At 68.2% G+C, this 22,664-nt stretch carries 24 protein-coding genes and 1 pseudogene; 12 read left to right on the plus strand and 13 right to left on the minus strand.

The genetic code is table 11. The features are described 5' to 3' along the window. Positions 1–59 precede the first annotated feature (59 nt). Positions 60–743, plus strand: coding sequence for a ribosome maturation factor RimM (gene rimM, locus OWC43_RS02395; protein WP_393955582.1), 684 nt, complete (start codon positions 60–62; stop codon positions 741–743). Positions 744–799: 56 nt separating this feature from the next. On the opposite strand, the gene OWC43_RS02400 is transcribed toward rimM, so the two are convergent. Beyond that, on the minus strand, positions 800–1,660 hold the full coding sequence (locus OWC43_RS02400) for a fatty acid desaturase (RefSeq protein WP_393955583.1): 861 nt from the start codon (positions 1,658–1,660) through the stop codon (positions 800–802). Positions 1,661–1,849: 189 nt separating this feature from the next. Here OWC43_RS02400 and OWC43_RS02405 point away from each other — a divergent pair, with 189 nt between their 5' ends. Next, a complete protein-coding gene (locus OWC43_RS02405) occupies positions 1,850–2,170 on the plus strand; it encodes a metalloregulator ArsR/SmtB family transcription factor (RefSeq protein ID WP_393955584.1) in 321 nt (106 codons plus the stop codon). A gap of 160 nt (positions 2,171–2,330) precedes the next feature. Here the strand turns inward: OWC43_RS02405 and OWC43_RS02410 are convergent, their stop codons facing one another. Then, on the minus strand, positions 2,331–3,062 hold the full coding sequence (locus tag OWC43_RS02410; RefSeq protein ID WP_393955585.1) for a class I SAM-dependent methyltransferase: 732 nt from the start codon (positions 3,060–3,062) through the stop codon (positions 2,331–2,333). 372 nt (positions 3,063–3,434) lie between these two features. On the opposite strand from OWC43_RS02410, the gene trmD reads away from it, so the two are divergent. The 4 genes from trmD to OWC43_RS02430 all read left to right on the plus strand — a co-directional run bounded on the left by trmD (position 3,435) and on the right by OWC43_RS02430 (position 7,524). Then, positions 3,435–4,157: a tRNA (guanosine(37)-N1)-methyltransferase TrmD gene (trmD, locus tag OWC43_RS02415; protein ID WP_393955586.1), complete on the plus strand. Its 723-nt coding sequence runs from the start codon at positions 3,435–3,437 to the stop codon at positions 4,155–4,157. Positions 4,158–4,329: 172 nt separating this feature from the next. Continuing rightward, positions 4,330–5,505 (plus strand): phosphoserine transaminase, encoded by a 1,176-nt coding sequence (locus OWC43_RS02420; protein ID WP_393955587.1) that lies wholly within the window; start codon positions 4,330–4,332, stop codon positions 5,503–5,505. A gap of 146 nt (positions 5,506–5,651) precedes the next feature. Further along, entirely contained in the window at positions 5,652–7,244 is a 1,593-nt protein-coding gene (gene serA / locus OWC43_RS02425) for a phosphoglycerate dehydrogenase (RefSeq protein WP_393955588.1), read from the plus strand. Positions 7,245–7,320: 76 nt separating this feature from the next. Beyond that, positions 7,321–7,524 (plus strand): DUF1902 domain-containing protein, encoded by a 204-nt coding sequence (locus OWC43_RS02430; RefSeq protein WP_137827879.1) that lies wholly within the window; start codon positions 7,321–7,323, stop codon positions 7,522–7,524. 139 nt (positions 7,525–7,663) lie between these two features. Here OWC43_RS02430 and OWC43_RS02435 read toward each other — a convergent pair whose 3' ends face one another. Beyond that, a complete protein-coding gene (locus OWC43_RS02435; RefSeq protein ID WP_393955589.1) occupies positions 7,664–7,978 on the minus strand; it encodes a DUF2853 family protein in 315 nt (104 codons plus the stop codon). A gap of 224 nt (positions 7,979–8,202) precedes the next feature. Between OWC43_RS02435 and mtnA the strand changes: the two genes are divergently transcribed. Continuing rightward, complete coding sequence (gene mtnA / locus OWC43_RS02440) at positions 8,203–9,300, plus strand: S-methyl-5-thioribose-1-phosphate isomerase (protein WP_393955590.1); 1,098 nt, start codon at positions 8,203–8,205, stop codon at positions 9,298–9,300. Positions 9,301–9,342: 42 nt separating this feature from the next. Here mtnA and OWC43_RS02445 read toward each other — a convergent pair whose 3' ends face one another. From OWC43_RS02445 to OWC43_RS02475, 7 genes are read right to left on the minus strand one after another with little or no spacing between them, the layout of a single operon-like run. Further along, positions 9,343–9,486 (minus strand): hypothetical protein, encoded by a 144-nt coding sequence (locus tag OWC43_RS02445; RefSeq protein ID WP_171015397.1) that lies wholly within the window; start codon positions 9,484–9,486, stop codon positions 9,343–9,345. Then, entirely contained in the window at positions 9,483–10,550 is a 1,068-nt protein-coding gene (locus OWC43_RS02450; protein ID WP_393955591.1) for a phytoene/squalene synthase family protein, read from the minus strand. The genes OWC43_RS02445 and OWC43_RS02450 overlap by 4 nt, the downstream gene beginning before the upstream one ends. Next, positions 10,531–12,057: a phytoene desaturase gene (locus OWC43_RS02455; protein ID WP_393955592.1), complete on the minus strand. Its 1,527-nt coding sequence runs from the start codon at positions 12,055–12,057 to the stop codon at positions 10,531–10,533. The genes OWC43_RS02450 and OWC43_RS02455 overlap by 20 nt, the downstream gene beginning before the upstream one ends. Before the next feature lie 44 nt (positions 12,058–12,101). Beyond that, a complete protein-coding gene (gene bchO / locus OWC43_RS02460; protein WP_393955593.1) occupies positions 12,102–12,992 on the minus strand; it encodes an alpha/beta fold hydrolase BchO in 891 nt (296 codons plus the stop codon). Between the two features lie 14 nt (positions 12,993–13,006). Next, complete coding sequence (locus OWC43_RS02465; protein WP_393955594.1) at positions 13,007–14,830, minus strand: magnesium chelatase subunit D; 1,824 nt, start codon at positions 14,828–14,830, stop codon at positions 13,007–13,009. Between the two features lie 4 nt (positions 14,831–14,834). After that, a complete protein-coding gene (locus tag OWC43_RS02470; protein ID WP_393955595.1) occupies positions 14,835–15,320 on the minus strand; it encodes a DUF192 domain-containing protein in 486 nt (161 codons plus the stop codon). A 12-nt stretch (positions 15,321–15,332) separates the two neighbouring features. Beyond that, positions 15,333–15,932 carry a cold-shock protein gene (locus OWC43_RS02475; protein ID WP_137827871.1) on the minus strand — a complete coding sequence of 200 codons (600 nt, stop codon included), beginning with the start codon at positions 15,930–15,932 and terminating at the stop codon, positions 15,333–15,335. Between the two features lie 214 nt (positions 15,933–16,146). On the opposite strand from OWC43_RS02475, the gene OWC43_RS02480 reads away from it, so the two are divergent. Beyond that, positions 16,147–17,130: a heparan-alpha-glucosaminide N-acetyltransferase gene (locus OWC43_RS02480; protein WP_393955596.1), complete on the plus strand. Its 984-nt coding sequence runs from the start codon at positions 16,147–16,149 to the stop codon at positions 17,128–17,130. 148 nt (positions 17,131–17,278) lie between these two features. On the opposite strand, the gene efp is transcribed toward OWC43_RS02480, so the two are convergent. Then, the gene (gene efp, locus OWC43_RS02485; protein ID WP_137827869.1) at positions 17,279–17,845 is read right to left on the minus strand and encodes an elongation factor P; all 567 of its coding nucleotides are present in this window, start codon (positions 17,843–17,845) and stop codon (positions 17,279–17,281) included. A gap of 123 nt (positions 17,846–17,968) precedes the next feature. Here efp and epmA point away from each other — a divergent pair, with 123 nt between their 5' ends. The 4 genes and pseudogenes from epmA (at position 17,969) to OWC43_RS02505 (ending at position 21,687) form a co-directional block, all read left to right on the plus strand. Beyond that, positions 17,969–19,027 (plus strand): EF-P lysine aminoacylase EpmA, encoded by a 1,059-nt coding sequence (gene epmA / locus OWC43_RS02490; protein WP_137827868.1) that lies wholly within the window; start codon positions 17,969–17,971, stop codon positions 19,025–19,027. 143 nt (positions 19,028–19,170) lie between these two features. After that, positions 19,171–20,211, plus strand: a pseudogene (locus OWC43_RS02495) (lysine-2,3-aminomutase-like protein); the annotation flags it as partial. Further along, complete coding sequence (locus tag OWC43_RS02500; protein WP_393955597.1) at positions 20,208–20,831, plus strand: glutathione S-transferase family protein; 624 nt, start codon at positions 20,208–20,210, stop codon at positions 20,829–20,831. The pseudogene OWC43_RS02495 and the gene OWC43_RS02500, both read left to right, overlap by 4 nt. 58 nt (positions 20,832–20,889) lie before the next feature. Beyond that, positions 20,890–21,687, plus strand: a complete 798-nt coding sequence (locus tag OWC43_RS02505) for a YdcF family protein (RefSeq protein WP_137827866.1) — start codon at positions 20,890–20,892, stop codon at positions 21,685–21,687. A 4-nt stretch (positions 21,688–21,691) separates the two neighbouring features. Here OWC43_RS02505 and OWC43_RS02510 read toward each other — a convergent pair whose 3' ends face one another. Next, the gene (locus OWC43_RS02510) at positions 21,692–21,955 is read right to left on the minus strand and encodes a DUF3253 domain-containing protein (RefSeq protein ID WP_393955599.1); all 264 of its coding nucleotides are present in this window, start codon (positions 21,953–21,955) and stop codon (positions 21,692–21,694) included. Further along, complete coding sequence (locus OWC43_RS02515) at positions 21,945–22,658, minus strand: DUF599 domain-containing protein (protein ID WP_137827864.1); 714 nt, start codon at positions 22,656–22,658, stop codon at positions 21,945–21,947. Before OWC43_RS02515 ends, OWC43_RS02510 begins: the two co-directional genes overlap by 11 nt. Between the last annotated feature and the right edge of the window lie 6 nt (positions 22,659–22,664).

Here is a 22,664-nt window from a genome sequence, read left to right on the forward strand (position 1 = left end):
CTCGCCCTCCCCCTCGCGGGGGAGGGCTTCCCCGCGGTCATTTCGTCGAGGCACCCTGCATGGCACGCCGCCCCGGCTCCTCCTTCCGCGGACCCGCGCGACCCGAGCCGCTCGGCGCGACGGCCGTCACCTCTGCGCGCAAACCCGCGCCCGCCAAAGCCTCGGCCCCGTCGGCCCCGCCCGCGTCGCCGGATCCCAACCTTGTCCTGCTCGGTGAATTCGGTCGTCCGCACGGCCTGCACGGCGAAGTACGCCTCAAATCCTATACCGGCGATCCCACCGCCATCGCCGCCTACGGCCCCCTGCGTCTGCCCGACGGGCGCATGGTCGAGCTGGAGGATGCCCGCCAGGCCCCGGGCGGCTCGCCCGATCTCCTGATCGTGCGGGTGAAGGGCATCACCCATCGAAGCGGCGTCGAAGCCCTCAGCCGACTCACGCTCGCTATTGCCCGTGACAAGCTCGGTCAGGCCGCGGAGGAGGATGAGTTCTTCCTCACCGACCTGATCGGGCTCACCGTTGTAGACGGCAGCGGTACCGCGCTCGGCACAATCGTCGCCGTCCCGAATTACGGTGGCGGCGATCTCCTGGAGATTCGCCCGGCTGCCGGCGGTCCGACCGCACTCCTGCCTTTCACCAAAGCGTTCGTGCCGAGCCTCGACATCGCCGGCGGCCGGATCGTCGCCGATCCGCCGGGAGATCTCTTCGCCCCGCCGGGCCCGAAGCCCGCCGACGATCCGGGTTAGGGTCGAGACGCGATGGACGCGATCAGGTAGCCCCCCGACCATACAGCCGCCGAGTTTCAGGACGAGGGCGCATGGAAGTGGACACTGCGCGCCTGTCCTGTATCGCTCGGAAGCTTACGAACGCCGAGCCGAGGTTCGAGAAGACCGGGCTCCTTCAGATCCCAGACGAGCCCGAGACGTTCGAGGCCTCTCAGGAGCCACCAGCCGGGATCAGCCTGACCCGGTTCGGTTCCAAGACGCGCCGATTCCGGCCATGCATGATGCGTCGAGTGCCAAGCCTCGCCGAAGGTGAGCCAAGCTGCCGCCGGGAGGTCGTGCCCCTGCACGGATTCACCCTCGACGATCCACCCCTGTGGTCCGTCCCGATGGGTCAGGTGCACGACGAGCCAGTGTCCGGTCAACGAGACCGCAATCCGGACGGGGATACCCCAGACAAGCCACGGTAGGCCGCCGATCGCGTAGAACAGCACGGCCCATGGCAGTTGCTGTAGCATCCAACTCGCTTCCAGCCACCGATAAAACCGATCACCCGTGATCCTCGGCTCGACAACGAACCGGGGCGGATGCGCGAGCACCAGACGGGCGTGCATCTGCAGCACCGCATCGCGCCACAGGGGGAGCCGGTTGGCGTGAAGATCGTGGCAGGCGGGCTGGCGCTGCGCCCAATCACGCATGTCATGAAGGCGGATCATACCCACCGGCCCCGCCATTCCGACCAACGTCCCCAGATAGACCAGCACATACTCGGCCCAGGGTTTTGCCGAGAAGCTGCGATGCACCAGCAAGCGATGCATCCCGACCGAATGGCCCGCACACAGCGTGACGATCGTCGTCACCATGAAGAGTGCGACTGCGCCGGGCGTGACGAACACGGGACCGAGCAGCAGGGCTGAAAGCTGCATCCCGCCGATCCACAAGGACTTGGCCGGCGACTATTCCAGGCGCCCATCCGCGGCGGATGTCTGGGCGTCGGCGATCATGCGGGTCGTTGAGGTGCATCGAGGCGCTGGAATCATGATCACCTACCTTTCGATATTTAGCAAATTTCCTAAACACCGAAAAGTAGGGGCTTGTCAATGGTTAGCTTACCGCCTAAATATTGATCGATGCAGCGTGTCTTCGAAGCTCTGGCATCGTCCGTCCGGCGCCAGATTCTAGCGTACCTGTCTCACACGGAACTCAACGCCGGCGAGATCGCGGCGCGCTTCGCCATGTCGAAGGCCTCCATCTCCCAGCATCTCTCGATTCTCGAAGCCGCCGGGCTGGTGGAAAGCGAGCGCCGGGGGCAGTTCATTTTCTACCGACAAGTGCCCGACAACTTGGTCAACGCCCTGCATGGTTTCGTGCAGGAAGCATGTCCGAAAGCCCGCCCGCTCAAGCGGGAGAGCGCAGCATTGGCGGAGAAAGGCTCTCGCACTGATAATTGATAATAGATCTTTTACATTGCCAAATCGTGTATCACGACTCTGATGCCGCGGACTTTTAATTACAAAATTGTTTTGATCGGATTTCTAACAAGACTATCGCTAGCTTTGATATCGAACCGAGCGACGGAGCCGACAAACGCATTCAATCGAAGAAGCACGCTCAGCGGATGCGCGTCGTCTCGTCCCGGCAAGGTGTGATCGCGGCCGGATCGGGCCGCTTGTCGACCGGCGGCGCCTCGAACACCGCGAGATAGCCGACGCCGCCCTTGAGCGTGGTCATGGACAGCTCGCGGTATCCGACCGCCGCCAACTCGCAGCGCAGGAGCTTCGGCGGCGTACCGTGGCGCGAGGGGATCGCGTCCGCATCGACGATGCCGACCTTTCCGCCCGGTTTCATCATCGCGGCGAGATTCCAGAGCAGGCCGAACGGCTGCGCGACCTCGTGATACATGTGAACCAGCACGGCCGCGTCGAGCGATCCCGGGGGCAGGCGCGGATCATGCGCTTCGCCCCGCACCACGGTGACGTTGGTCAATCGCTCGGCGGCGACGCGCCGTTCCAGGTCGGACAGGTAATCCGGCGTGATGTCCTGCGCGAGGATGCGTCCCTGTGGACCGACCCGAGGGCTCAACCGCATCACGTAATAGCCGCTGCCGGCCCCGATATCGGCAACCGTCTGTCCAGGGCCGATCCGCATGAGGCGCGCCACCTGCCCGACCTCGTCGGCCCGGTCTCGTTCCTTGGGGTCGGCCCATTGCGCCGCCACGATTTCCGCCACAGGTCTGTCGGGTTTCGGAAAGCGTTCGGCCGGGGCAGCGGGCGGGGCGAGCGGCTCGGCGGCTCCGGCCGGCAGCGTCAGGAGAAGAAGGGTCAGGATGGTCGAACGGATCATCCGCGAACAACCCGTGGAGACGCGGAACGTGCCCGCCCGCGACTCTCCGGCCGGAAACGGTTATCGACGCAATGGGATTGGTCCATGATCAGGGGACGCTTACCCCACCTCTTCGCCGCCCTGGCACTCGGTCTCTCCGCATCGGCGGCGCTCGCCATGCCCGGCGCGACAATCGGTATCGCCACCGGTTCGCCCGATCCGTTCGGCACAGCGAGCCGCCCTGCTCCTCCGCCGGACACGTTCCTTTCCGCGCGCGGAAGGGCAGAGGATGTCGAACGGCCTGGGGTGAAGCGGTCGAGGAAAGCGCGGCGGTTGCCTCACCGTGCGCCGTCCCAGCGTTGACCGCCCCTTCCCGCCCCGCCATCAAGCGGCATGAGCGACGGTAGCGACTCGGCCGCGGCGGCCCCCTGGCGGGCCACCGTGTTGACCCTCTATCCCGAGATGTTCCCGGGCCCCCTCGGGCTGTCGCTGTCGGGCGATGCCCTCGCTCGCGGGGCGTGGTGCCTGGAGCCGCGCCAGATCCGCGAACACGGGCTCGGCCGCCATCGCAACGTCGACGACACCCCCGCCGGAGGCGGTGCCGGCATGGTCCTGCGCTGCGACGTCCTCGGTCCCGCCATCGATGCCGCGTCGCCTGAGGGCGATCTCCGTCCCCGGCTCCTCATGTCGCCCCGCGGCAAGCCGCTGACGCAGGCACGGGTGCGCGCGCTCAGCGAGGGCCCCGGCGCGGTCATCGTCTGCGGACGCTTCGAGGGCGTGGACGAGCGGGTCATCGAGGGTCGCGGCCTCGAAGAGGTGTCGATCGGCGACTACATCCTCTCGGGTGGCGAGATTGGCGCACTCGTCCTCATCGATGCCTGCGTGCGCCTGCTCCCCGGCGTGATGGGCAAGCACGAATCCGGCGTCGAAGAGAGCTTCGAGGGCGGTCTTCTCGAATACCCGCACTACACGCGTCCGCGCGAATGGGAGGGCCGCGCGATCCCCGACGTGCTGATGGGCGGCAACCACGCGGCCATTGCCCGCTGGCGGCACGAGCAGAGCCTCGTGCTGACGCGCGCCCGCCGGCCTGACCTGCTGGCCGAAGAAGCGCCGTAGAAGAAATATCTCGTTAAAACATCTTGCCTGAACTGTCACAGCGCCTGTCACCCCAGCAACACGCGGCGGAAAATCTTAAAGAGACGGCTTGCGTCCCACGCCTTAATCGGTCATTCCCGGCGGCGGGACACCTCCCCCCAACGGGAGGCGCCCATCTGGAAGGATGGATGACATGACGGTTCAAAAGCCTGCCGCGCGTCCGCGCGTGCCTTATTTCTCGTCCGGCCCCACGACCAAGCGTCCCGGCTGGACCCTTGATGCCCTCTCCGGCGCGGCGCTCGGCCGCTCGCACCGTTCGGTCGCAGGCAAGGCGAAGCTGGCGGAAGCCATCGAGCTGACCCGCAAAGTGCTGCAGATCCCGGCTGATTACCGCATCGGCATCGTCCCCGGATCCGATACCGGTGCCGTCGAGATGGCGATGTGGTCGATGCTGGGCCCGAAGACCGTCGAGGTCATGGCCTGGGATTCCTTCGGCGCCGAGTGGGTCACCGACGCGCTGAAGGAGCTCAAGATCGATCCGATCGTGCGCACCACCGAGCACGGCATCCTGCCGGCGCTCGACGCGATCGATACGAAGAATCACGACGTCGTCTTCACCTGGAACGGCACCACGGCCGGCGTGAGAATCCCACACAGCGACTGGATCGCCGACGACCGCGACGGCGTCACCATCTGCGACGCGACGTCGGCGGCTTTCGCGATGCCGCTGCCGTGGGACAAGCTCGATGTCGTCACCTATTCCTGGCAGAAGGTGATGGGCGGCGAGGCCGCGCACGGGATGCTGATCCTCTCGCCCCGCGCCGTGGCGCGCATCGAGAGCCACACGCCCGCTTGGCCGATCCCGAAGGTGTTCCGCCTGACCAAGGGCGGCAAGCTGATCGAGGGGATCTTCAAGGGCGACACCATCAACACGCCCTCGATGCTGGCGGTCGAAGATTACCTCGACACCCTGAAATGGGCCGAGAGCATCGGCGGTCTGTCGGCGCTGCACGCCCGTGCGGATGCCAACGCCAAGGTCGTGCACGACTGGGTGGCGAAGACTCCCTGGATCGGCCATTTGGCGGTCGATCCGGCGACCTACTCGAACACGGGCGTCTGCCTTGTGCTGACCGATTCGGACGTGCTCGCCAAGGGCGACGCGGTGGTGAAGAAGGTCGCTGCCGGCATCGTCGCTCGTCTCGAGGCCGAAGGCGTCGGCTACGATTTCGGCGCCTATCGCGACGCTCCGGCGGGTTTGCGGATCTGGTGCGGGGCCACCGTCGAGGCCTCGGACCTCGAAGCGCTCATGCCCTGGCTCGACTGGGCCTTCGCCCAGGAAAAGGCGGCGCTCGCCGCCGCGGCGGCTTGATCGTTCCGTGAGTCACGGCCGGTCCCTGCGACCGGCCGTTTTCGTATCAGCCCGCGCGTTCAGCGATCCGCCGGTCCTGCCGATGGGCAGCCAGTCGCGCCCCGTCGTGGCCAGCGATCCTGCGCGCCTGCCTCACAGGTGCTCCCGTGCCCCAGCCCAAAGTTCTGATCTCCGACGCTCTCTCCGACGCCGCCGTGCAGATCTTCAAGGATCGCGGCATCGCCGTCGACTTCCAGCCGAATCTCGGCAAGGACAAGGACGCGCTCGCCCGCGCCATCGGCCAATATGACGGCCTCGCCATCCGCTCCGCCACCAAGGTGACGGGCAAGCTGCTCGCCGAGGCGCCGAACCTCAAGGTGATCGGCCGGGCCGGAATCGGTGTCGACAATGTCGACGTGCCGGCGGCGACGGCCAAAGGCGTGATCGTGATGAACACGCCGTTCGGCAACTCGATCACCACCGCCGAACACGCCATCGCGATGATGTTCGCGCTCGCCCGCCAGATCCCGCAGGCCGACGCCTCGACCCAGGCCGGCAAGTGGGAGAAGAACCGCTTCATGGGCGTCGAGCTGACGGGCAAGACGCTCGGCGTGATCGGCTGCGGCAATATCGGCGCCATCGTCGCCGAGCGTGCCATCGGACTGAAGCTCAAAGTCGTCGCCTACGATCCCTTCCTGTCGCCGGAGCGTGCACTCGAACTCGGTGTCGAGAAGGTGGAACTCGATGCGCTGCTGGCGCGCGCCGACGTCATCACCCTGCATGTGCCGATGACGGAGCGCACCCGAAACATCCTCTCGGCCGAGAACCTCGCCAAGACCAAACCCGGCGTGCGCATCGTCAACTGCGCCCGCGGCGGCCTCGTCGACGAGGTGGCGCTGCGCAAACGGCTCGATTCCGGCCATGTCGCGGGCGCGGCCTTCGACGTGTTCGTCACCGAGCCCGCCACCGAGAATCCGCTGTTCGGTCATCCGAACGTGGTCTGCACGCCGCATCTTGGCGCTTCGACCTCCGAGGCGCAGGAGAACGTGGCCCTGCAGGTGGCCGAGCAGATGGCCGATTACCTCGTCAGCGGAGCCATCACCAACGCGATCAACTTTCCCTCGATCTCGGCGGAGGAGGCGCCCCGGCTGAAGCCGTTCGTGGCCCTCTGCGAGAAGCTGGGCTCCTTCCTCGGTCAACTCACCGAGGCGCCGATCAAGGGCATCCGCATCACCTACGAGGGCGCGGTGGCCGGCATGAACACCCGGGCGCTCACCTCCGCGGCGGTGACCGGCGTGCTGCGGCCGATCCTGCAGGACGTGAACATGGTCTCGGCGCCCGTGATCGCGAAGGAGCGGGGGATCGTGGTGGACGAGATCAAGCGCGAGGGCGGCGCCAGCGACTACGAATCGGTGGTGCGGATCACGGTCGATGCCGAGGACATGCCGCGGGATGCGGCGGGCACCGTGTTCCACGACGGCAAGCCGCGCGTCATCGAGATCCGCGGCATCGACATCGACGCCGCCTTCGCGCCGCACATGCTCTACGTGCGCAATTACGACAAGCCGGGCTTCATCGGCCGGCTCGGCACGGTGCTCGGCGAAGCGGGCGTGAATATCGGCACGTTCAACCTCGGTCGCGAAACGGAGGGCGGCAACGCCATCGCCTTCGTCGCGGTGGATGCGCCGGTCTCCGCCGAGGTGCTCGAAGCGATCGCCGCAATTCCGCAGGTGAAGCGTGTCCGCCCCGTCCGCTTCTGAAACCGCCGAACCGGATCCCAACGACGACGCGGCGGCACAGGCCGCGTCCTCCCTCCCCAGCATCGAGGAGCCGCCCATGAGCCACCCGATCACCGTCCGTTGCGGCTGGGATCAGGCCGCCGGTCTCTACGTCGTCCGAGAATCGCCGGTGCCGGGCCTCACCGGCGAAGCGCCGACGATGCGCGATCTCATGTGCCGGTTGCCCGGCCTGATTCGCGACAAACTCGGTCTCGCCCCGGATGCCGCGATCGACGTCTTCATCGAGCGCGTGGCGCGCTGAGGCGGGCTGCGCAACAACCCGGGCCCTCGTCCTCAGCGAGGCGAGGGCCGCGGAAAGCGAGGCCTCGAAGAATGGGGCCTTCGAGGGCGCTGCCAGGGCAGCTCGCGGTGAGGGATACGGCTCGGTACGACGCGTGTCGTCACGCGAACGCGTCGAGCTTTCCGTGATGCTCCGCCAGCAAATAACAGAACGTCAGCCGCGACTTCGAGCGGCTGGCCTTCATCGTCATGCAGACATCCTTGATCGAGGCGTCGAGAGCGTCACCGCTCAAGCCGAGCTTCTTCTCAAGGAAGTTCTTGCGCACTGTTTCGAGCTCGGCCTTGTCGGAACAGGCCACGAAGCGTGTGTCCGGCTTCGACAGCACCAGCCGATACGTCTTCTCCAAACCGGCCACGGCCGCCTCGTTGACCGGCTTCTTGGCGTATTTTTTCACATCGTCGAGATGCGTGGACATCGCGGGACTCCTTCCGAGTGCCGCGGGGCGAGCCGACTCGCTGGCGGCAGATCGAAGGATGATCGGTTTTATGCAGTTGTCATGGTCCTGACCGGCGCGCTCCACAATTGAATACGCTGAAGGGCAATGCTGGAGACTGAGCAGTCGCAGGCACGATACCGAAACGATGCGTCCGGCTAGGCGGGGCTGGCTCCGCAAGCCGCTTCGTGCGACACGGCGATCCCATGAAGATCGACGGCCGCCACTACCGCACCATCTTCCCCGAGGCCGACGGCCGCTCCGTACAGGTCATCGATCAGACGCGACTGCCCTTCGCCTTCGAGCTGAAGCGGCTCGCGAGCCTCGACGACGCGGCGGTGGCGATCCGCACCATGGTCGTGCGCGGCGCGCCGCTGATCGGCGTCACCGCCGCCTATGGGCTGGCGCTGGCCATGCGCGAAGATCCGAGCGAAGGCGGGATCGAGCGGGCCTGCACGACGCTCGCCGCCACGCGGCCGACCGCCATCAATCTCCGCTGGGCCCTCGACCGCGCGGCGGGCCTGCTGCGCCGGGCACCCGAAACCGAGCGCGAAGCTCTCGCCTTCGCGGAGGCCGCCCGTATCGCCGACGAGGACGTGGCGAGCTGTAGGTCCATCGGCGAGCATGGCGCGAAGATCCTCGCCGAGATCGCCGCGAAGAAGAGCGGCCCGGTCAAGGTACTGACCCATTGCAACGCGGGCTGGCTCGCCACCGTCGATTGGGGCACGGCGCTAGCGCCGATCTACGTCGCGCACGATGCCGGCGTGCCGGTCCATGTCTATGTCGATGAGACCCGACCGCGGAATCAGGGTGCCGCGCTCACCGCCTTCGAGCTCAACGCTCATGGCGTGCCCCACACCGTCATCGCCGACAATGCCGGCGGCCATCTGATGCAGCACGGCGACATCGATGTCTGCATCGTCGGTTCGGATCGCACCACGGCCTCGGGCGACGTGTGCAACAAGATCGGCACCTATCTGAAGGCGCTGGCCGCCAGCGACAACCGCGTGCCGTTCTACGCGGCGCTGCCGTTCTCGACGATCGATTGGACGCTGGAGGACGGCGTGCGGGACATTCCGATCGAGGAGCGGGATGCGCGGGAGGTCACGCATCTCACCGGCCGGACGGAGGATGGGGGCTTCGCCACCGTGCAGGTGGTCTCACCCGGTAGTCCCGTGGCGAACCCCGCCTTCGACGTGACGCCCGCTCGCCTCGTGACCGGCATCATCACCGAGCGCGGCGTCTGCGAAGCCAGTGCCGATGGGCTCGCGACGCTGTATCCGGAGCGGCGCCGGGCGGCCTGAGCCCGTTCCGGACGCGGCTGCATGTAGCTGACGGTGCGACGATCAGAGGTCGGCGGAGGTCCGGTCGGCGCTCTCGCGGTCGCGTCGGATCGAGCGCTTCACCCGGATGAGCTGCCAGACGGCCAGCGCCAGGACGAGCCCGAAGGCGAGGCCGATATCGAGGGCGGCGAAGCCCGTGTCGCTCACGAAGGTGCGGAGCGGCGGAAGGCGTCCCGCTCCTCCAAGGCCTCGATCAGATCGAGGACGCGCACGGCCTGCCCGGATAGATCCCACCATGCCGGCAGTGTCGCCGGGGCGGACGGCGCCGGATGGCGCATGACCGCTTCGACGAGAAAGGCCGTCTCGGGCAGGGCCGCGTCCACCACCGTGGCGACGGGGGCCATCGGCCAAGCCGCGCGGGCGAGAAGCGCGGCCTTGCGGGCGCCCGGTACGCGGGCGCGACGCCCGACGGAATCGAGACCGTTCGCTTCCACGGCACGGCCGATCTCCGCGTAGATCAGGCGGGCGGCACGGATGGCCGGCCGACAGGACAGCGGCAGCACGGCGATGCCGGCCTCGGACCGGGCGTAGAGCTGTTCGGCCGCGTCCAGCAATCGGGCCACGACCCGTCGTAGGGCCAGCGTCGCCTGCGGATCGGCCAGGAAGGCGTCCGGCTCGATGCCCGCCTCGGCGAGCCAGTCGAGGGGCAGGTAGAGGCGGCCGGCGCGGGCATCCTCACCGACGTCGCGGGCGATATTGGTGAATTGCATGGCGACGCCGAGATCGCAGGCGCGGGCGAGCCCGTTCGGATCGCGCACCCCCATGACGAGGCTCATCATCGCCCCGACCGCTCCGGCGACACGGGCGGCATAGGCGGACAGGTCCGAGAGCGTCGCGTAGCGGCGCCCCTGCGTGTCCCAGGCCAGCCCTTCGAGCAGGGCGCGGGGCAGCGCCTCGGGAATCGCATGGACGGCGAGCACCTCGGCGAGAGCCCGGTCGGCGGGATGATCCTGCGGAAGCCCGGCTTGAGCCAGGGCGAGGCGACGTTCGAGCCGCGCCAGAGCGGCGGCACGGTCACCGCCGGCCTCATCGACGGCGTCGTCGGAAAGACGACAGAAGGCGTAGAGACCGTAAGCTGGCCGCCGCACCTTCGGCGGCAGGAGCATCGAAGCGGCATAGAAGCTCTTGGAACCGGCACGAATCGCCGCCCGGCAGACGGCGTGATCCTCGTCCGTAGGAGATGAGGTTCGATCAGACGGGAACGCGCGCATCCGGCACCACGGCATCGAGAACGCGTGCGGAGGAGAGCACGCCCGGCAGGCCGGCGCCGGGATGCGTCCCAGCGCCGACGAGGAAGAGATTGGCCACGTCTTCCGACCGGTTATGCGGCCGGAACCATGCGGATTGAGTCAGCACCGGTTCCAGACCGAAGCCGGAGCCGCGGAAGCTCAGGAAATCGTCGGCGAAGTCCTGGGGCGTCGTCACTTTCGAGGTCACGATCGCCTCGGAAAGCCCCGGCATCACCGTCGCTTCCAAATGGCGTTCGATCTTCCGCCGATAGGGCTCTGCCCGTTGCGCCCAGTCCTGCCCGCCGGCGAGGTTCGGCACCGGGGAAAGCACGTAGAACGCGTCGCATCCCGGTGGCGCCAGCAGCGGGTCGGTCGCCGTCGGTCGATGGAGGTAGAGGCTGAAATCCTCCGCCAAGTGCTTGCGGTCGAAGATGTCGACCAGAAGCTCGCGATAGCGCGGCCCCATCAGGATCGTGTGGTGATCGACCTGCGGGAATTTCCGGTTCGTTCCGAAGTACCAGACGAACAGGCCCATGGACGAGGCGGCGCGGGCCAGCCGCCGCGCGCTCCACCGACGGGTCGCCCCGCCGAGCAGCGTCCGGTAGGTCGTGGCCGAATCGGCATTGGAGACGACGATGTCGGCGGCGATGGTCTCGCCGTCCCGGAGCGCCACGCCCGTCGCCACACCTGACTCGACACGGATTCTCGCCACGTCGGCCCCGCAGCGGATCGTACCGCCCTGCCCCCGGATCAATCCGACGAGGCCGTTCACGAGGCTGCCGGTCCCGCCCATGGCGAAATGCACGCCCCACCGCCGTTCGAGATGGGCGATCAGGCAGTAGATGCCGCTCGCCCGAAACGGATTGCCGCCGATGAGCAGGGGGTGAAAGCTGAAGATCGTGCGCAGGCGCTCGTCGCGCAGGAAGCGGGCGACGACGTCGTAGACGCTGCGATGGCCGGAGAGCCGTAACAGGTCCGGGGCGATGCGCAGCATGCTCCCGAACCGGTCGAACGGCACGTGGCCGAGTTCCTCGAAGCCGACGCGGCAGACCGCTTCGCTGTGGGCCATGAAACGCTCGTAGCCGTCGACATCTTCGGGCGAGAAGCGCGCCACCTCCGCCCGCATTGCCGCGCGGTCGTCGCTGTAGGCGAAGCTCGACCCGTCGTCGAAACGGATGCGGTAGAACGGGCGCATCGGCACCAGGGCAACGTCCTGCGCCATGTCGCGGCCGCACAGGCGCCAAAGCTCTTCGAAGAGGAACGGGGCGGTGACGATGGTCGGGCCGGCGTCGAAGGTGAAGCCGTCCTGGCGGTGGACCCGAGCACGCCCGCCAGGTTGTTCCAGCCGCTCCAGGACGGTGACGCGGTACCCCCGCGCCCCGAGCCGCACCGCCGCCGCGAGCCCGCCAAAACCGGAGCCGATCACGACCGCGTGCGGCCGGCGATCCGGTCCAGACACGTCAATCGGCTTGACGGCGAGTGTCAACATTCGTTGACACTAATCCGCGTGCCGCGCGGGGCGCAAGGGGGACGTCAGGCGTTCGACGACGCTTCCCGAAGAACGATCTCGGCCACGCGCCCCGGCGCTTCCTCATGGGCCAGATGGCCGAGGCCGCGCAGCAATTCGATGCGGGCGGATGGCAGACGGTCGCGAAGGGCGAAAGCGGTGTCGGGCCGTATCGCCTTGTCCTCGCTGCCGACGACGAGGAGCGCGGGAACGCTGAGCTTCGGCAGGTCGCGGTCGAGTGCCGCGAGGTCCCAATTCGCCATCATCCCAAGCGCGCCGGAGACGTGACCGGATCGGGACAGCAGCCGACGATAGAGGTCGAGGCCGGGCTGGTCGAGCCGGGAGCCGGTGCCGTCGAGCAAGCGACGCACCGCCGCCTTGTCCGCGCTCCAGGCGAAGAGTCTGGGGGTGACCGGGTTGAGAAATAGCATCCGGGCCATGCTGGGAAACAGGAAACTGGCCACGCCCGGAAACGGCGTCAGCGCACCGTTCAGCGCCACGAGGAGGTCCGGGGTGATGCGCCGGTCGAGACACATTCGGGCAAGCACCGCGGCACCCGCCGAATGTCCGACGGCGAGCGCCGGAACGAGATCCAGATGGTCGCACAATCCAGCCACCGCCTCGGCCATACCGGACAGCGAGAGGCGACCGGGCGGCAGCGGGTCGGTGAAGCCGTGCCCCGGCAGGTCGGGGGCGACGACGCGGTAGCGTTCGGCCAAGAGCGGCGCGAGGCCGCGCCAGGAATGGGTCGCCGCTCCGGTTCCGTGCAGGAGCAGAAGTCCGGGCTTCTCCGCCTCCCCGAATTCCTGGATGTGCCAGCGCAAGCCGGCGGCCTCGACGAAGCGGCTGGCGGAGCGGTGGGGCCAATCGCGGCCGTCGCGCTCCCAGTTCGGGCGGTCGTCGTCGAGAAGGGGCATGAAAGATCCCGCGCTCACGCCGTCGCCGCCCGTACGGCGGCGCGCACGCTTCCGGCATCGGCCATCGGCAGCGGGCAGTAGCGCGCCTGAGCTGCCTCCGCGAGTGCGCGGGCCCCATCAGGGCGGGACCCGGTGTCGATCACGAGGGTGCGCAGGCCGTGGTGGCGCAGGGCCCTCCCCGCCCCCAGAGCTTCCTCACCGGCCAGAGCCCGGCCGCCGAGGCCGGAGCGGGCAACATTGGCGCGCCCGTCCGTGAGAAGCACGATGACTGGCGTTCCACCGGCGCGGCGGACCGCGAGACCGAGCGATGCAGCGGCATCCAGCCCGGCCGCGAGGGGCGTTCCACCGCCGCCCGGCAGGCCGGCCAGAGCGCGCTTCGCCCTCACCAGCGAGCGGGTCGGCGGCAGCAGCACCTCGGCGCCGGTCCCGCGAAAGGCAACGAGCGCCACCCGATCCCGCCGGACATAGGCCTCCGCGAGCAGCAACTCGACCGCCCCCTTGGCTTCGGCGAGGCGTTCCAGGGCCGCCGAACCTGAGGCATCGACACAGAAGATCGCCGTGGTCTCGCTGCGCTGTCGGTAGCGGCGAATACGGATATCCTCGGCCGCGACGACGACCCGCTGCGCCTCGTCCGTTCCCCGGCGCAGAGGCTGCCACGGTGCCGCCGTGCGCAGGGTCGCAATCAGATCGAGCCGGCCGCGGCGCGGATCGCCCGGTCGATTCCCCACCGGTCGCCCCTTGAGAGACGAGGCCGCGGCCGACCCCTTGCGGCCCGCCTCCGCCCGGCGCAGGGACGGCCCGCCCGCAAGCAATCGAGTCAGCAGATCGTCGGGAATGGCCGCCCGTGCGGCGTCCAGCACCACCTCATCGAGAGCTTTGGTCGGCGGAGAGGGGGGCGCTTCGGAGTCCTTGTCTTCCGCTGCCTCCGTTTGCTGGGTAACGGTTTCCGGCGGCGTTTCCGGCTTCTCGTCCGGGGCGGTCGCTTCGCCGTGACGGTCCGCAGCGGGAAGCCGCGTCGCTCGCGGGGCCAGCACCAGGCGGGCGGCCTCCATCAATTCGGCCTCCGACGGCTGATTGTCTCCAGCGGCGATCCGTGCCGCGCGCAGAGCCAGAAGCGGCCCGCGCAGGGAGGCGATACCGAGAGCCGTGGCGGCCGTGCACAGAACGGTGACGGGATCGTCCCGGTCGGGGTCGGACGGTGGTTCCGCCCGTTGCATTCGGCCTTCGCGAGCGTCGCGACGCATCGGGGCCTCGGATGCACGGGCTTCACGGGATGCGGCGTCATCCGGATCGGGCACCGGGTGGCCATCCGTCTCCCGCAGGCTCACACCGGTCAGATCGAGACGAAAGGCCAACCGGTCAGACAGCGCCTCGGCAATGGTCTCGTCCTCGATGCCCTCATCGAGCAGCACGAGGCCGAACCGGGCGGGAAGGCGGGCGGCGAGGCCGTCACGCTCCAGGACGACGAGGCCCGTGTCCAGGGCGTGGGCGAGGCGGGCCACGATGCCGGGATCCAGCCTTTCGGCCATGGGCACCACCACGACGCCACCATCGGCTTCCGCGAGCAGGCCGCTCTGCGCCACCGGGCGCCCCGACCGAAGCGTGGCGGGCAGATCGAGCCCGCCGATGAGGCGGTCGTCGCCGATGCCAGGGGGCAGGCGACGGATCGGACCGGTGAATCGCGCACGCAGGAGATCGAGCCAGCGGTCACGCACGGGGCCAGCACCCGCCCGCAGAACGAGACCGCCGAGCCCGTGCGGATCGGCGGTCAGCAGCGAGAGCGCACGGAGCGCATCGTCCCAGGCCGAACTCGACTCGCGCTCCGCCGGGGGGGACAAGGCGTCAGCGCCGGAACAACGGATGCTCGATCCGGTCCCCGGCCCGGATACCGAGTTTCGCCGCCGTGCCGGCATTCAATTCGAGCACGGCGAGGACCGGTTCGCCCGAGGCGATGATCTGAGTGGACAGCGGCTCGGTGTCGGCGGCGATGCGGGCGATCGATCCATCGGAGCGGATGAACACCATGTCGAGGGGGATGTAGGTGTTCTTCATCCACATGTTGACGGGCAGCGGGCGCTCGAAATCGAACAGCATGCCGTGATCGGCCGGCATCGAGCGACGATACATCAAACCCTTGGCGCGCTGCGCGTCGTTGCGCATCACCTCAACCTGAAAGGCGCGCCGCCCGTCCTGGGCGAGGATCGCGAGGGGCTCCGTTTTCGCCTGCTCGGTCCCGGTGGCCGGCGCCTCGGCGCGTGCCACGGTGAGAGGCGCGGACAGGGCCGCGAGGCAGGCGAGGATACGGACGGTCTTCGAGGGAACGCGCACGGAAACACCCCGTCAGTGAGAGGCCGGAAGCGCCCCGTCGACGAGGCGGACTTCCGCCGCCATAGCACCCTTCGAGCCGTCGCCGTAGCGCACCAGCACCGTCTCGCCGGGTTTGAGCTCGGCGATGCCGTAGCGTCGCAGGGTCTCCATATGGACGAAGATGTCCGGCGTGCCCTCGCCCCGACTGACGAAGCCGAAGCCGCGCAGGCGGTTGAACCATTTGACCACCGCCGTCTCCAGGCCGCTCGTCGGCGTCACGGACACATGCGTGCGCGGCATCGGCAGTTCGGAGGGGTGGATCGCCGAGGATTGATCGAGGGAGATCACGCGGAAGGTCTGCCAGCCGCGGGCGCGACGCACGGCCTCGACGACGATCCGTGCGCCCTCGCTCGCGGCTTGATGGCCGTCCCGGCGCAGACAGGTGATGTGCAGAAGGACATCCGGCGAGCCGTCGTCGGGGACGATGAAGCCGAACCCTTTCGACACATCGAACCACTTGATGCGGCCGGAAATCTCCAGAAGCTCGAGCGGACGCTCGCCCTCGGCAGGGTCGAGATCCTTAGCCGCCGCGGTTCGGGCAGGGCCCGAATCGATTCCGTGTTCGTTCGACATGTAAGCAACCCGTGCCGAATCGCGCCGCGCAATTCCGACGCTACGTTAACAAAGTCCCGATTCCCGGAAAGCCCGTTTGACCGGCAACGGGACACAGGCGGGAACCAATTTTGCCCGCCATGGCGGCGGCGCCTCACTGTCGGTGACGCCAGAACGAGCAGTTGGCCGCTGGGCCTTCCTCGCCCCCGTTGGATCGGGATGGTAGGGCCGCAGCATGTCCGTGCCTCTGCCCTCCACCGCCAAGCCACGCGGCCGCATCGATGCCATCGATCTCGCCCGAGCCGGAGCGCTTGCCTCGATGGCGGGCTATCACACCCTATGGGACCTGGGTTTCCTGAGGCTGACGCCGGAAAATTACGCGCTGACGCCGATCGGACGTGGCGCGGCCCACCTCATCGCCGGGTCCTTCCTGCTGCTGGTCGGTATCGGGCTCGTGCTCGCCAACCGAGGCGGCGTCCGGCTCGGCGCCTATTTCGGACGGATCGCCCGCATCGCGGCGGCGGCCGCGCTCATCACGCTCGCGACCTCCTACGCGTTTCCCCAGAGCTATATTTTCTTCGGCATCCTGCATTGCATCGCGTTGTCGAGCCTGCTCGGCCTGCCCTTCGTCTTCGCGCCCGTATGGATCACGGCCCTCACCGCCATCGCCGTCCTGGCGGCCCCCTTCTTCATCGTGCATCCGATCCTCGACGCCCCGGAACTCTACTTCCTCGGGCTCGGCCGGCTGCGGCCGGACACCAACGATTGGGTGCCGCTGTTTCCCTGGTTCGGAATGGTGCTCGCCGGCATCGCGTTGGCCCGCCTCGGCGGGTCGAATGTGTGGAGCGAGCGTCTCGGCCGCTGGCGCGCCGCGAGCGGGTTCGCCCGGGGGGCGGCCTTCGCAGGACGGCACAGCCTTGCCGTCTACCTCCTGCATCAGCCGATCCTGCTGGCGCTGCTCTACGGTCTCGTGAGCATCACCGGCCCGCATCCGCGCGCGGGAGCAGCGAGCTTTCGAGCGACCTATGCGGCGAATTGCGTCCGCACCGGCGGCGGGCCCGAACCGTGTCGGGTCGCGGCGCGCTGCACCGAACAGGCGCTCCGAAAGGAGGGATTGTGGGGATCGGGAATACCCTACAGCGCCGAGCAGAGGCTTCAGGCACAGGGGCTGTCGCAGCGTTGCTACGAGGCGGCGGAGGGCACGGACGCCGCGCCCTGATGGTAAGACCGCCGCGCCGACCGCTGCCCGTACCGGGCGGCGGTCGGCCGATTCTCGGACGATAGAGGGGCTCCGCACGGTCCCGGCTGTCGGCCCCTCCCTCATGAAAGCGAGGGGTGCAGGCTCGGGATCGAGGAGCGGCGTCGGGTCAGTCCTTCGCGCGCTCCACGTAGGAGCCGTCGGCCGTCATGATGACCACGCGGGTGCCAGCGGAGATGTGGGGCGGAACGCTGGTCTTCACGCCGTTCGACAGGATCGCCGGCTTGTAGGAGGACGAGGCCGTCTGGCCCTTCGTGACCGGCTCGGTCTCGACGATCTCGAGGATGACGCGCTGCGGCAGCTCGATGGTGAGCGGCACGCCGTTATGGGTCGAGAGCGTGACGGTCATGCTCTCCTGCAGGTAGGGAGCGGCGTCGCCGACGACATCTTCCGGAACGGCGATCTGCTCGTAGTTCTCGGGGTTCATGAAGTGGAAGCCCTCGCCGTCCTGATACAGGAAGGTGTGATCACGATCCTCGACGAAGGCCCGCTCGACCTGCTCGGTGGTGCGATAGCGCTCGGATATCTTCACGCCGTCGGTGATGCGGCGCATGTCGAGCTGGGTGACCGGCGTGCCCTTGCCGGGGTGGATGTTCTCCGCCGTCAGGATGACGTAGAGCTTGCCGTCCTTCTCGACGACGTTGCCCTTGCGAAGGGTACTGGCGATCACTTTCACGAGCGTGGACCTTAGCTTGACGAGAACGGCAGCTTCCCACAGGCCCCGTGGCCGTGAGAGCGGAATCATCCGCGAGGCCCTACCCTATCCGCGCCCCTGTTGCCAGCCGGAGACCCTTTTCGCGTGAGCAACGAGGCATCGTCCTGGTGGCAACCGGCCATCCATGCGGATCGCCGGCCCCTGCTGCTGACCCGCAACCGCATCGTCGCGGCTCTGCGGGCTCATTTCGCCCACCAGGATTTCGTCGAGGTGGACGCCGCGGCGCTCCAGATCTCGCCGGGCAACGAGGCCCATCTGGCCGCCTTCGCCACTGAGGCGCAGCTCCCCGACGGGGGACGGGCATCGCTCTATCTGCACACCTCGCCGGAATTCGCCTGCAAGAAGCTTCTGGCGGCCGGGGAGACGCGCCTGTTCAGCCTCGCCCGCGTGTTCCGCAACCGTGAGCGGGGGGCGCTGCACCATCCCGAATTCACCATGCTCGAATGGTATCGGGCCGGCGAGACGTACGAGGCTCTGATGGCCGATTGCGCTGCCGTGCTGGCGCTCGCCGCCGAGGCCGCGGGCGTGACGCGCTTGAGCTTTCGCGGCCGCCAAGCCGATCCCTTCGCCCCCTTCGAACGGCTGACCCTGGCCGAAGCCTTTTCGCGCTACGCGGCCATCGATCTGCTCGGCACGATCGCGTCCGACGGCACCACCGACCGGGAGACCCTCGCCGCCGCCGTCGTGACGCGCGGTTTGCGGGTCGCCGCGGACGACACCTGGGCCGACCTGTTCAGCCGCGTCCTCGTCGGACTGATCGAGCCGCATCTCGGCAAGGATCGCCCGACGATCCTGTGCGAGTATCCGGTCAGCGAAGCGGCGCTCGCCCGTCCGAGCCCGCACGACCCGCGGGTGGCCGAACGGTTCGAGCTCTATGCCTGCGGGGTCGAGCTCGCCAATGCCTTCGGTGAATTGACCGACGCGACTGAGCAGCGCCGCCGGTTCGAGGCCGAGATGGCGGAGCGGCTGCGCGTCTACGGCGAGCGCTACCCCATCGACGAGGAGTTCCTCGATGCGCTGGCGATCATGCCGGAGGCCAGCGGCATCGCCCTCGGGCTCGACCGGCTGGTCATGCTGGCCACCGGCGCGCCGCGGATCGACGACGTCGTCTGGACGCCGGTGGCGCGGGGGACGGGGCGTTGAGCGTGGCCCCGGCCGGAATCCGGACCAAGATTCTTGCCCCGCCTGCGGAGGAGACCGTGGGCCCGGCGGCCGGGACGGATGCGGGCTCCGCTCCGAGTGGAACGGTCGCGTCCCTCCCCCGCCATACGGCGAGGGATGGGCGTGCGCTCAAGACCGTCGGTGCCTTAGCGCAGGCCGGTATGATCCCGGCGGAGCAAGTGACCGTCTTGGAGCGCGTGGCCGCCCGCTACGCCGTCTCCGTCACCGCGGACATGGCCGAGCTGATCGACCCGTCCGATCCTCTCGACCCCATGGCCCGGCAGTTCATCCCCCGTGCCGACGAAATCGAGACGACGCCGGAGGAGCGGGCCGATCCGATCGGCGACGACGCGCACGCACCCCTGCCCGGCCTCGTCCATCGCTATCCCGACCGGGTCCTCCTGAAGCCCCTCCATATCTGCCCGGTCTATTGCCGCTTCTGCTTCCGCCGCGAGCGTGTCGGACCGGACGGTCACGGCATGCTGAGCGAGGCTGAACTCGCCGCCGCCTTCGCCTATATCGCCGCGCGACCGGAGATCTGGGAGGTGGTGATCACCGGCGGCGATCCCTTCGCACTCTCGCCGCGGCGCCTAGCGGTCATCGCGGACGCCCTCGGCGCAATTCCGCACGTAAAGGTCATGCGTCTCCACACCCGCGTGCCGGTGGTCGAGCCGGGACGCGTCGACACCGATCTCGTCGCCGCGCTCAAACGCTTTCCCGGCGCCGTCTACGTCGCCCTCCACGCCAATCATCCGCGGGAATTCACCGAGAGCGCTCGGGCGGCTTGCGCCCGCTTGGTCGATGCCGGCATCCCGATGGTGAGCCAGACCGTGCTCCTGCGCGGGATCAACGACGACGCGCCGACATTGGAAGCGCTCATGCGCCGCTTCGTCGAGAACCGGATCAAGCCCTACTACCTGCATCACGGCGATCTGGCTCCGGGGACCGGCCATCTGCGCACCACCCTGCCGGAGGGCCAAACGCTGATGCGGGCCCTGCGCGGGCGCTTGTCGGGGCTCGCCCAGCCGACCTACGTGCTCGACATCCCCGGCGGTCACGGCAAGGTGCCGGTGGGGCCGGGCTATCTCGACGAATCGCCGGGCGGGCTCCGCGTGACCGACCCGCGCGGGCATGTGCACACCTATCCGCCGAAGGACGAAGCATGACGCGCAGATTGTGGGGACGGGCAAGCTCCGGCAACGTCCAGAAGGCCCTCTGGGCGCTCGACGAGTTGGCCCTGCCCTACGAGCATATCGAGGCCGGCGGCGCCCACGGCATCGTCGGCGAGGAGCGCTACCGCGCGATGAATCCCAATGGCCTCGTGCCGACCCTTCAGGAGGACGATTTCATCCTCTGGGAATCGAACGCGATCCTGCGCTACCTCGCGAACGCCTATGGTGGCGTGCTCGCGCTGCCGGCCGCGCCGCGCGAACGCGCGCTCGTCGACCAATGGCTCGACTGGCAGGCGACCGCCTTCACGCCGGCCATGCGCGACGCCTTTCTCCAACTCGTGCGGGTCGCGCCCGAGAAACGGGACGCGTCGGTCATCGAGGCGTCGCGAAGCGCCAGCGAACGCTGTGCCGACCTGCTCGATCGACATCTGGCCAATACGCCCTACGTCGCGGGTGAAACCTTCGGGATCGCCGACATCGCGGTGGGCTGTGCGGCGCATCGGTGGCTGATCCTGCCCCTCCCCCGCGAGGAGCGCCCGAACATCGTCGCGTGGCGCGACCGCTTGGCGCAACGTTCGGCCAGTTCGTCCGTTCTGACGCTGCCGCTGACCTGAGCGAAGTGGCGGAGGTCAGCCAGTGACGGACGCCGCGCCCCGACCATCCGGACGAAAAATGTTCTTCCCGCTCTCGAAGCTGATCTTCTTCGTCATCACGCCGTCGAACTTCCTGATCCTCCTCGGACTCTTCGGCTGCCTGCTCCTGTTCACCGAGTTCGGCCGCAATATCGGGCGCGTTCTCGCAATTACCGGATTTCTCGGCTTGCTGGTGGCCGGCCTCGGGCCGTTATCGGCCTGGGTCCTGATGCCGTTGGAGAACCGGTTCCCCGCCTTCGTCGATGACGGTCAGCCGGTGGCCGGGATCATCGTGCTCGGCGGCGCGGTCGAGGCCGATACCTCGATCGGACGCGATCAGATCACCGTCAACGATGCGGGCGAGCGGGAGATCGCGCTGGGCGACTTGGCCCGCCGCTATCCCCAGGCCCGCCTCGTGTTCTCCGGCGGCAGCGGCACCATGCGCGAGCATGCGATTTCGGAGGCTGAGATCGTCAGCCGCTTCGCCGATACCCTCGGCGTGCCGCGCAATCGGCTGATCCTGGAACAGCAATCCCGCAACACCCGCGAGAACGCGGTGTTCTCATCCCGTATGACTCAGCCGAAACCGGAGGAGCGCTGGCTTCTCGTCACCTCGGCATGGCACATGCCGCGGGCCATGGGCTGCTTCCGCGAGGCGGGGTTCTCCGTCACGGCCTACCCGGTCGATTACCGCACCAGCGGACCGCGCGACGCTTACCGCCTCGCCACCTTCGCCTCGGACGGCCTGTCCGAATTCGATATCGGCGTGAAGGAATGGATCGGGCTGATCGCCTACAAGCTCGCGGGATACACCAAGGCCTGGATGCCGGCGCCGTGAGCCCTCAGCCCCTCGGCTGGCTCAAGCGATAGATCCCACGGAAATCGTCCGGGTCGGCGACCGGCTTTCCCTTTCGCACGATCTGCACCCGGCCCTCCTTGGTCAAGCGCACGGCCACGCGTCGTACCGGCTGCATCAGCGGGCCCCAGCCATCGGGATGCGGGCCGCCGAGCGCGCGGGCGACTTCGGACGGGCAGCAGCTCTTGTCGCTGCCGCGTTCGGCGACGAGGCGCAGCATCGTCTCCTCGATCTCGGCGTCACTGGCCACGGCAATCCTCCTCGGCGAGCAGGGCGGCGCGGATCGGCGAGGCGAATTGGCGCCGCCACATCACGAACACCACGCTGCCGGTCGTCAGCATCAGGACCGGCGCGCTCACGAACCAGCCGAGATAGGCCAGCGCGAACAGGAAGGCGCGCTGGCCTTTCGCGAAGTGGGAGCCCGCCGCCACATTCATCGCGGCGGCGCGCTCGGCGGCCCGACGCATGACGTCTTCCGGTGCACCGGAACCCTTCGGCGGCACCGCGCCGATCAGGATGGCGCCGTAATTGAAGAGCCGGTAGGCCCAGGCGAACTTGAAGAAGGCGTAGACGAACACGACGGCGAGCCCGGCGACCTTGATCTCCCAAGTCGCCCGGGTCGTCGCCGATCCGAACGGCAGAGCCGAGAACAGGTTGAGCACGTCGTCGCCCGAGCGGGACAGGGTCAGCACCGAGCCGAGGGCGATCAGCGACGTCGATGCGAAGAAGGCGGTGCCGTTCTGCAGCGAGGCGTTGATGGTGGTGTCGACCACGCGATTGTCGCGGCCGATCATCTGCAGCGCCCAATTGCGCCGCTGCCGATTCATGATCTGGCTGAGGCTCAGTCGGTCACCGCGCCGCCGCTGCACCGCGAGACTGTAGCCGACCCAGGCGGCAACGAAGAACACGAGCCCGGCGAGATCCAGGGGCGAGAAGGCGCGGATGTCCCACATCGTCAG

The sequence above is a fragment of the Methylorubrum sp. POS3 genome (assembly GCF_043352485.1).
Taxonomy (GTDB): Bacteria; Pseudomonadota; Alphaproteobacteria; order Rhizobiales; family Beijerinckiaceae; genus Methylobacterium; species Methylobacterium suomiense.

What these genes read in the sequence shown, in the direction of transcription:
- mtnA (WP_393955590.1), top strand. Translation starts at nt 8,203, where the DNA reads ATGAAGATCGACGGCCGCCACTACCGCACCATCTTCCCCGAGGCCGAC.
- bchO (WP_393955593.1), bottom strand. Translation starts at nt 12,992, where the DNA reads ATGCCCCTTCTCGACGACGACCGCCCGAACTGGGAGCGCGACGGCCGC.
- OWC43_RS02475 (WP_137827871.1), bottom strand. Translation starts at nt 15,932, where the DNA reads ATGTCGAACGAACACGGAATCGATTCGGGCCCTGCCCGAACCGCGGCG.
- OWC43_RS02430 (WP_137827879.1), top strand. Translation starts at nt 7,321, where the DNA reads ATGAGCCACCCGATCACCGTCCGTTGCGGCTGGGATCAGGCCGCCGGT.
- OWC43_RS02450 (WP_393955591.1), bottom strand. Translation starts at nt 10,550, where the DNA reads ATGCGCGCGTTCCCGTCTGATCGAACCTCATCTCCTACGGACGAGGAT.
- OWC43_RS02405 (WP_393955584.1), top strand. Translation starts at nt 1,850, where the DNA reads ATGCAGCGTGTCTTCGAAGCTCTGGCATCGTCCGTCCGGCGCCAGATT.
- OWC43_RS02410 (WP_393955585.1), bottom strand. Translation starts at nt 3,062, where the DNA reads ATGATCCGTTCGACCATCCTGACCCTTCTTCTCCTGACGCTGCCGGCC.
- OWC43_RS02435 (WP_393955589.1), bottom strand. Translation starts at nt 7,978, where the DNA reads ATGTCCACGCATCTCGACGATGTGAAAAAATACGCCAAGAAGCCGGTC.
- OWC43_RS02515 (WP_137827864.1), bottom strand. Translation starts at nt 22,658, where the DNA reads ATGTGGGACATCCGCGCCTTCTCGCCCCTGGATCTCGCCGGGCTCGTG.
- OWC43_RS02420 (WP_393955587.1), top strand. Translation starts at nt 4,330, where the DNA reads ATGACGGTTCAAAAGCCTGCCGCGCGTCCGCGCGTGCCTTATTTCTCG.
- trmD (WP_393955586.1), top strand. Translation starts at nt 3,435, where the DNA reads ATGAGCGACGGTAGCGACTCGGCCGCGGCGGCCCCCTGGCGGGCCACC.
- OWC43_RS02500 (WP_393955597.1), top strand. Translation starts at nt 20,208, where the DNA reads ATGACGCGCAGATTGTGGGGACGGGCAAGCTCCGGCAACGTCCAGAAG.
- OWC43_RS02505 (WP_137827866.1), top strand. Translation starts at nt 20,890, where the DNA reads ATGTTCTTCCCGCTCTCGAAGCTGATCTTCTTCGTCATCACGCCGTCG.
- OWC43_RS02480 (WP_393955596.1), top strand. Translation starts at nt 16,147, where the DNA reads ATGTCCGTGCCTCTGCCCTCCACCGCCAAGCCACGCGGCCGCATCGAT.
- OWC43_RS02455 (WP_393955592.1), bottom strand. Translation starts at nt 12,057, where the DNA reads ATGTTGACACTCGCCGTCAAGCCGATTGACGTGTCTGGACCGGATCGC.
- rimM (WP_393955582.1), top strand. Translation starts at nt 60, where the DNA reads ATGGCACGCCGCCCCGGCTCCTCCTTCCGCGGACCCGCGCGACCCGAG.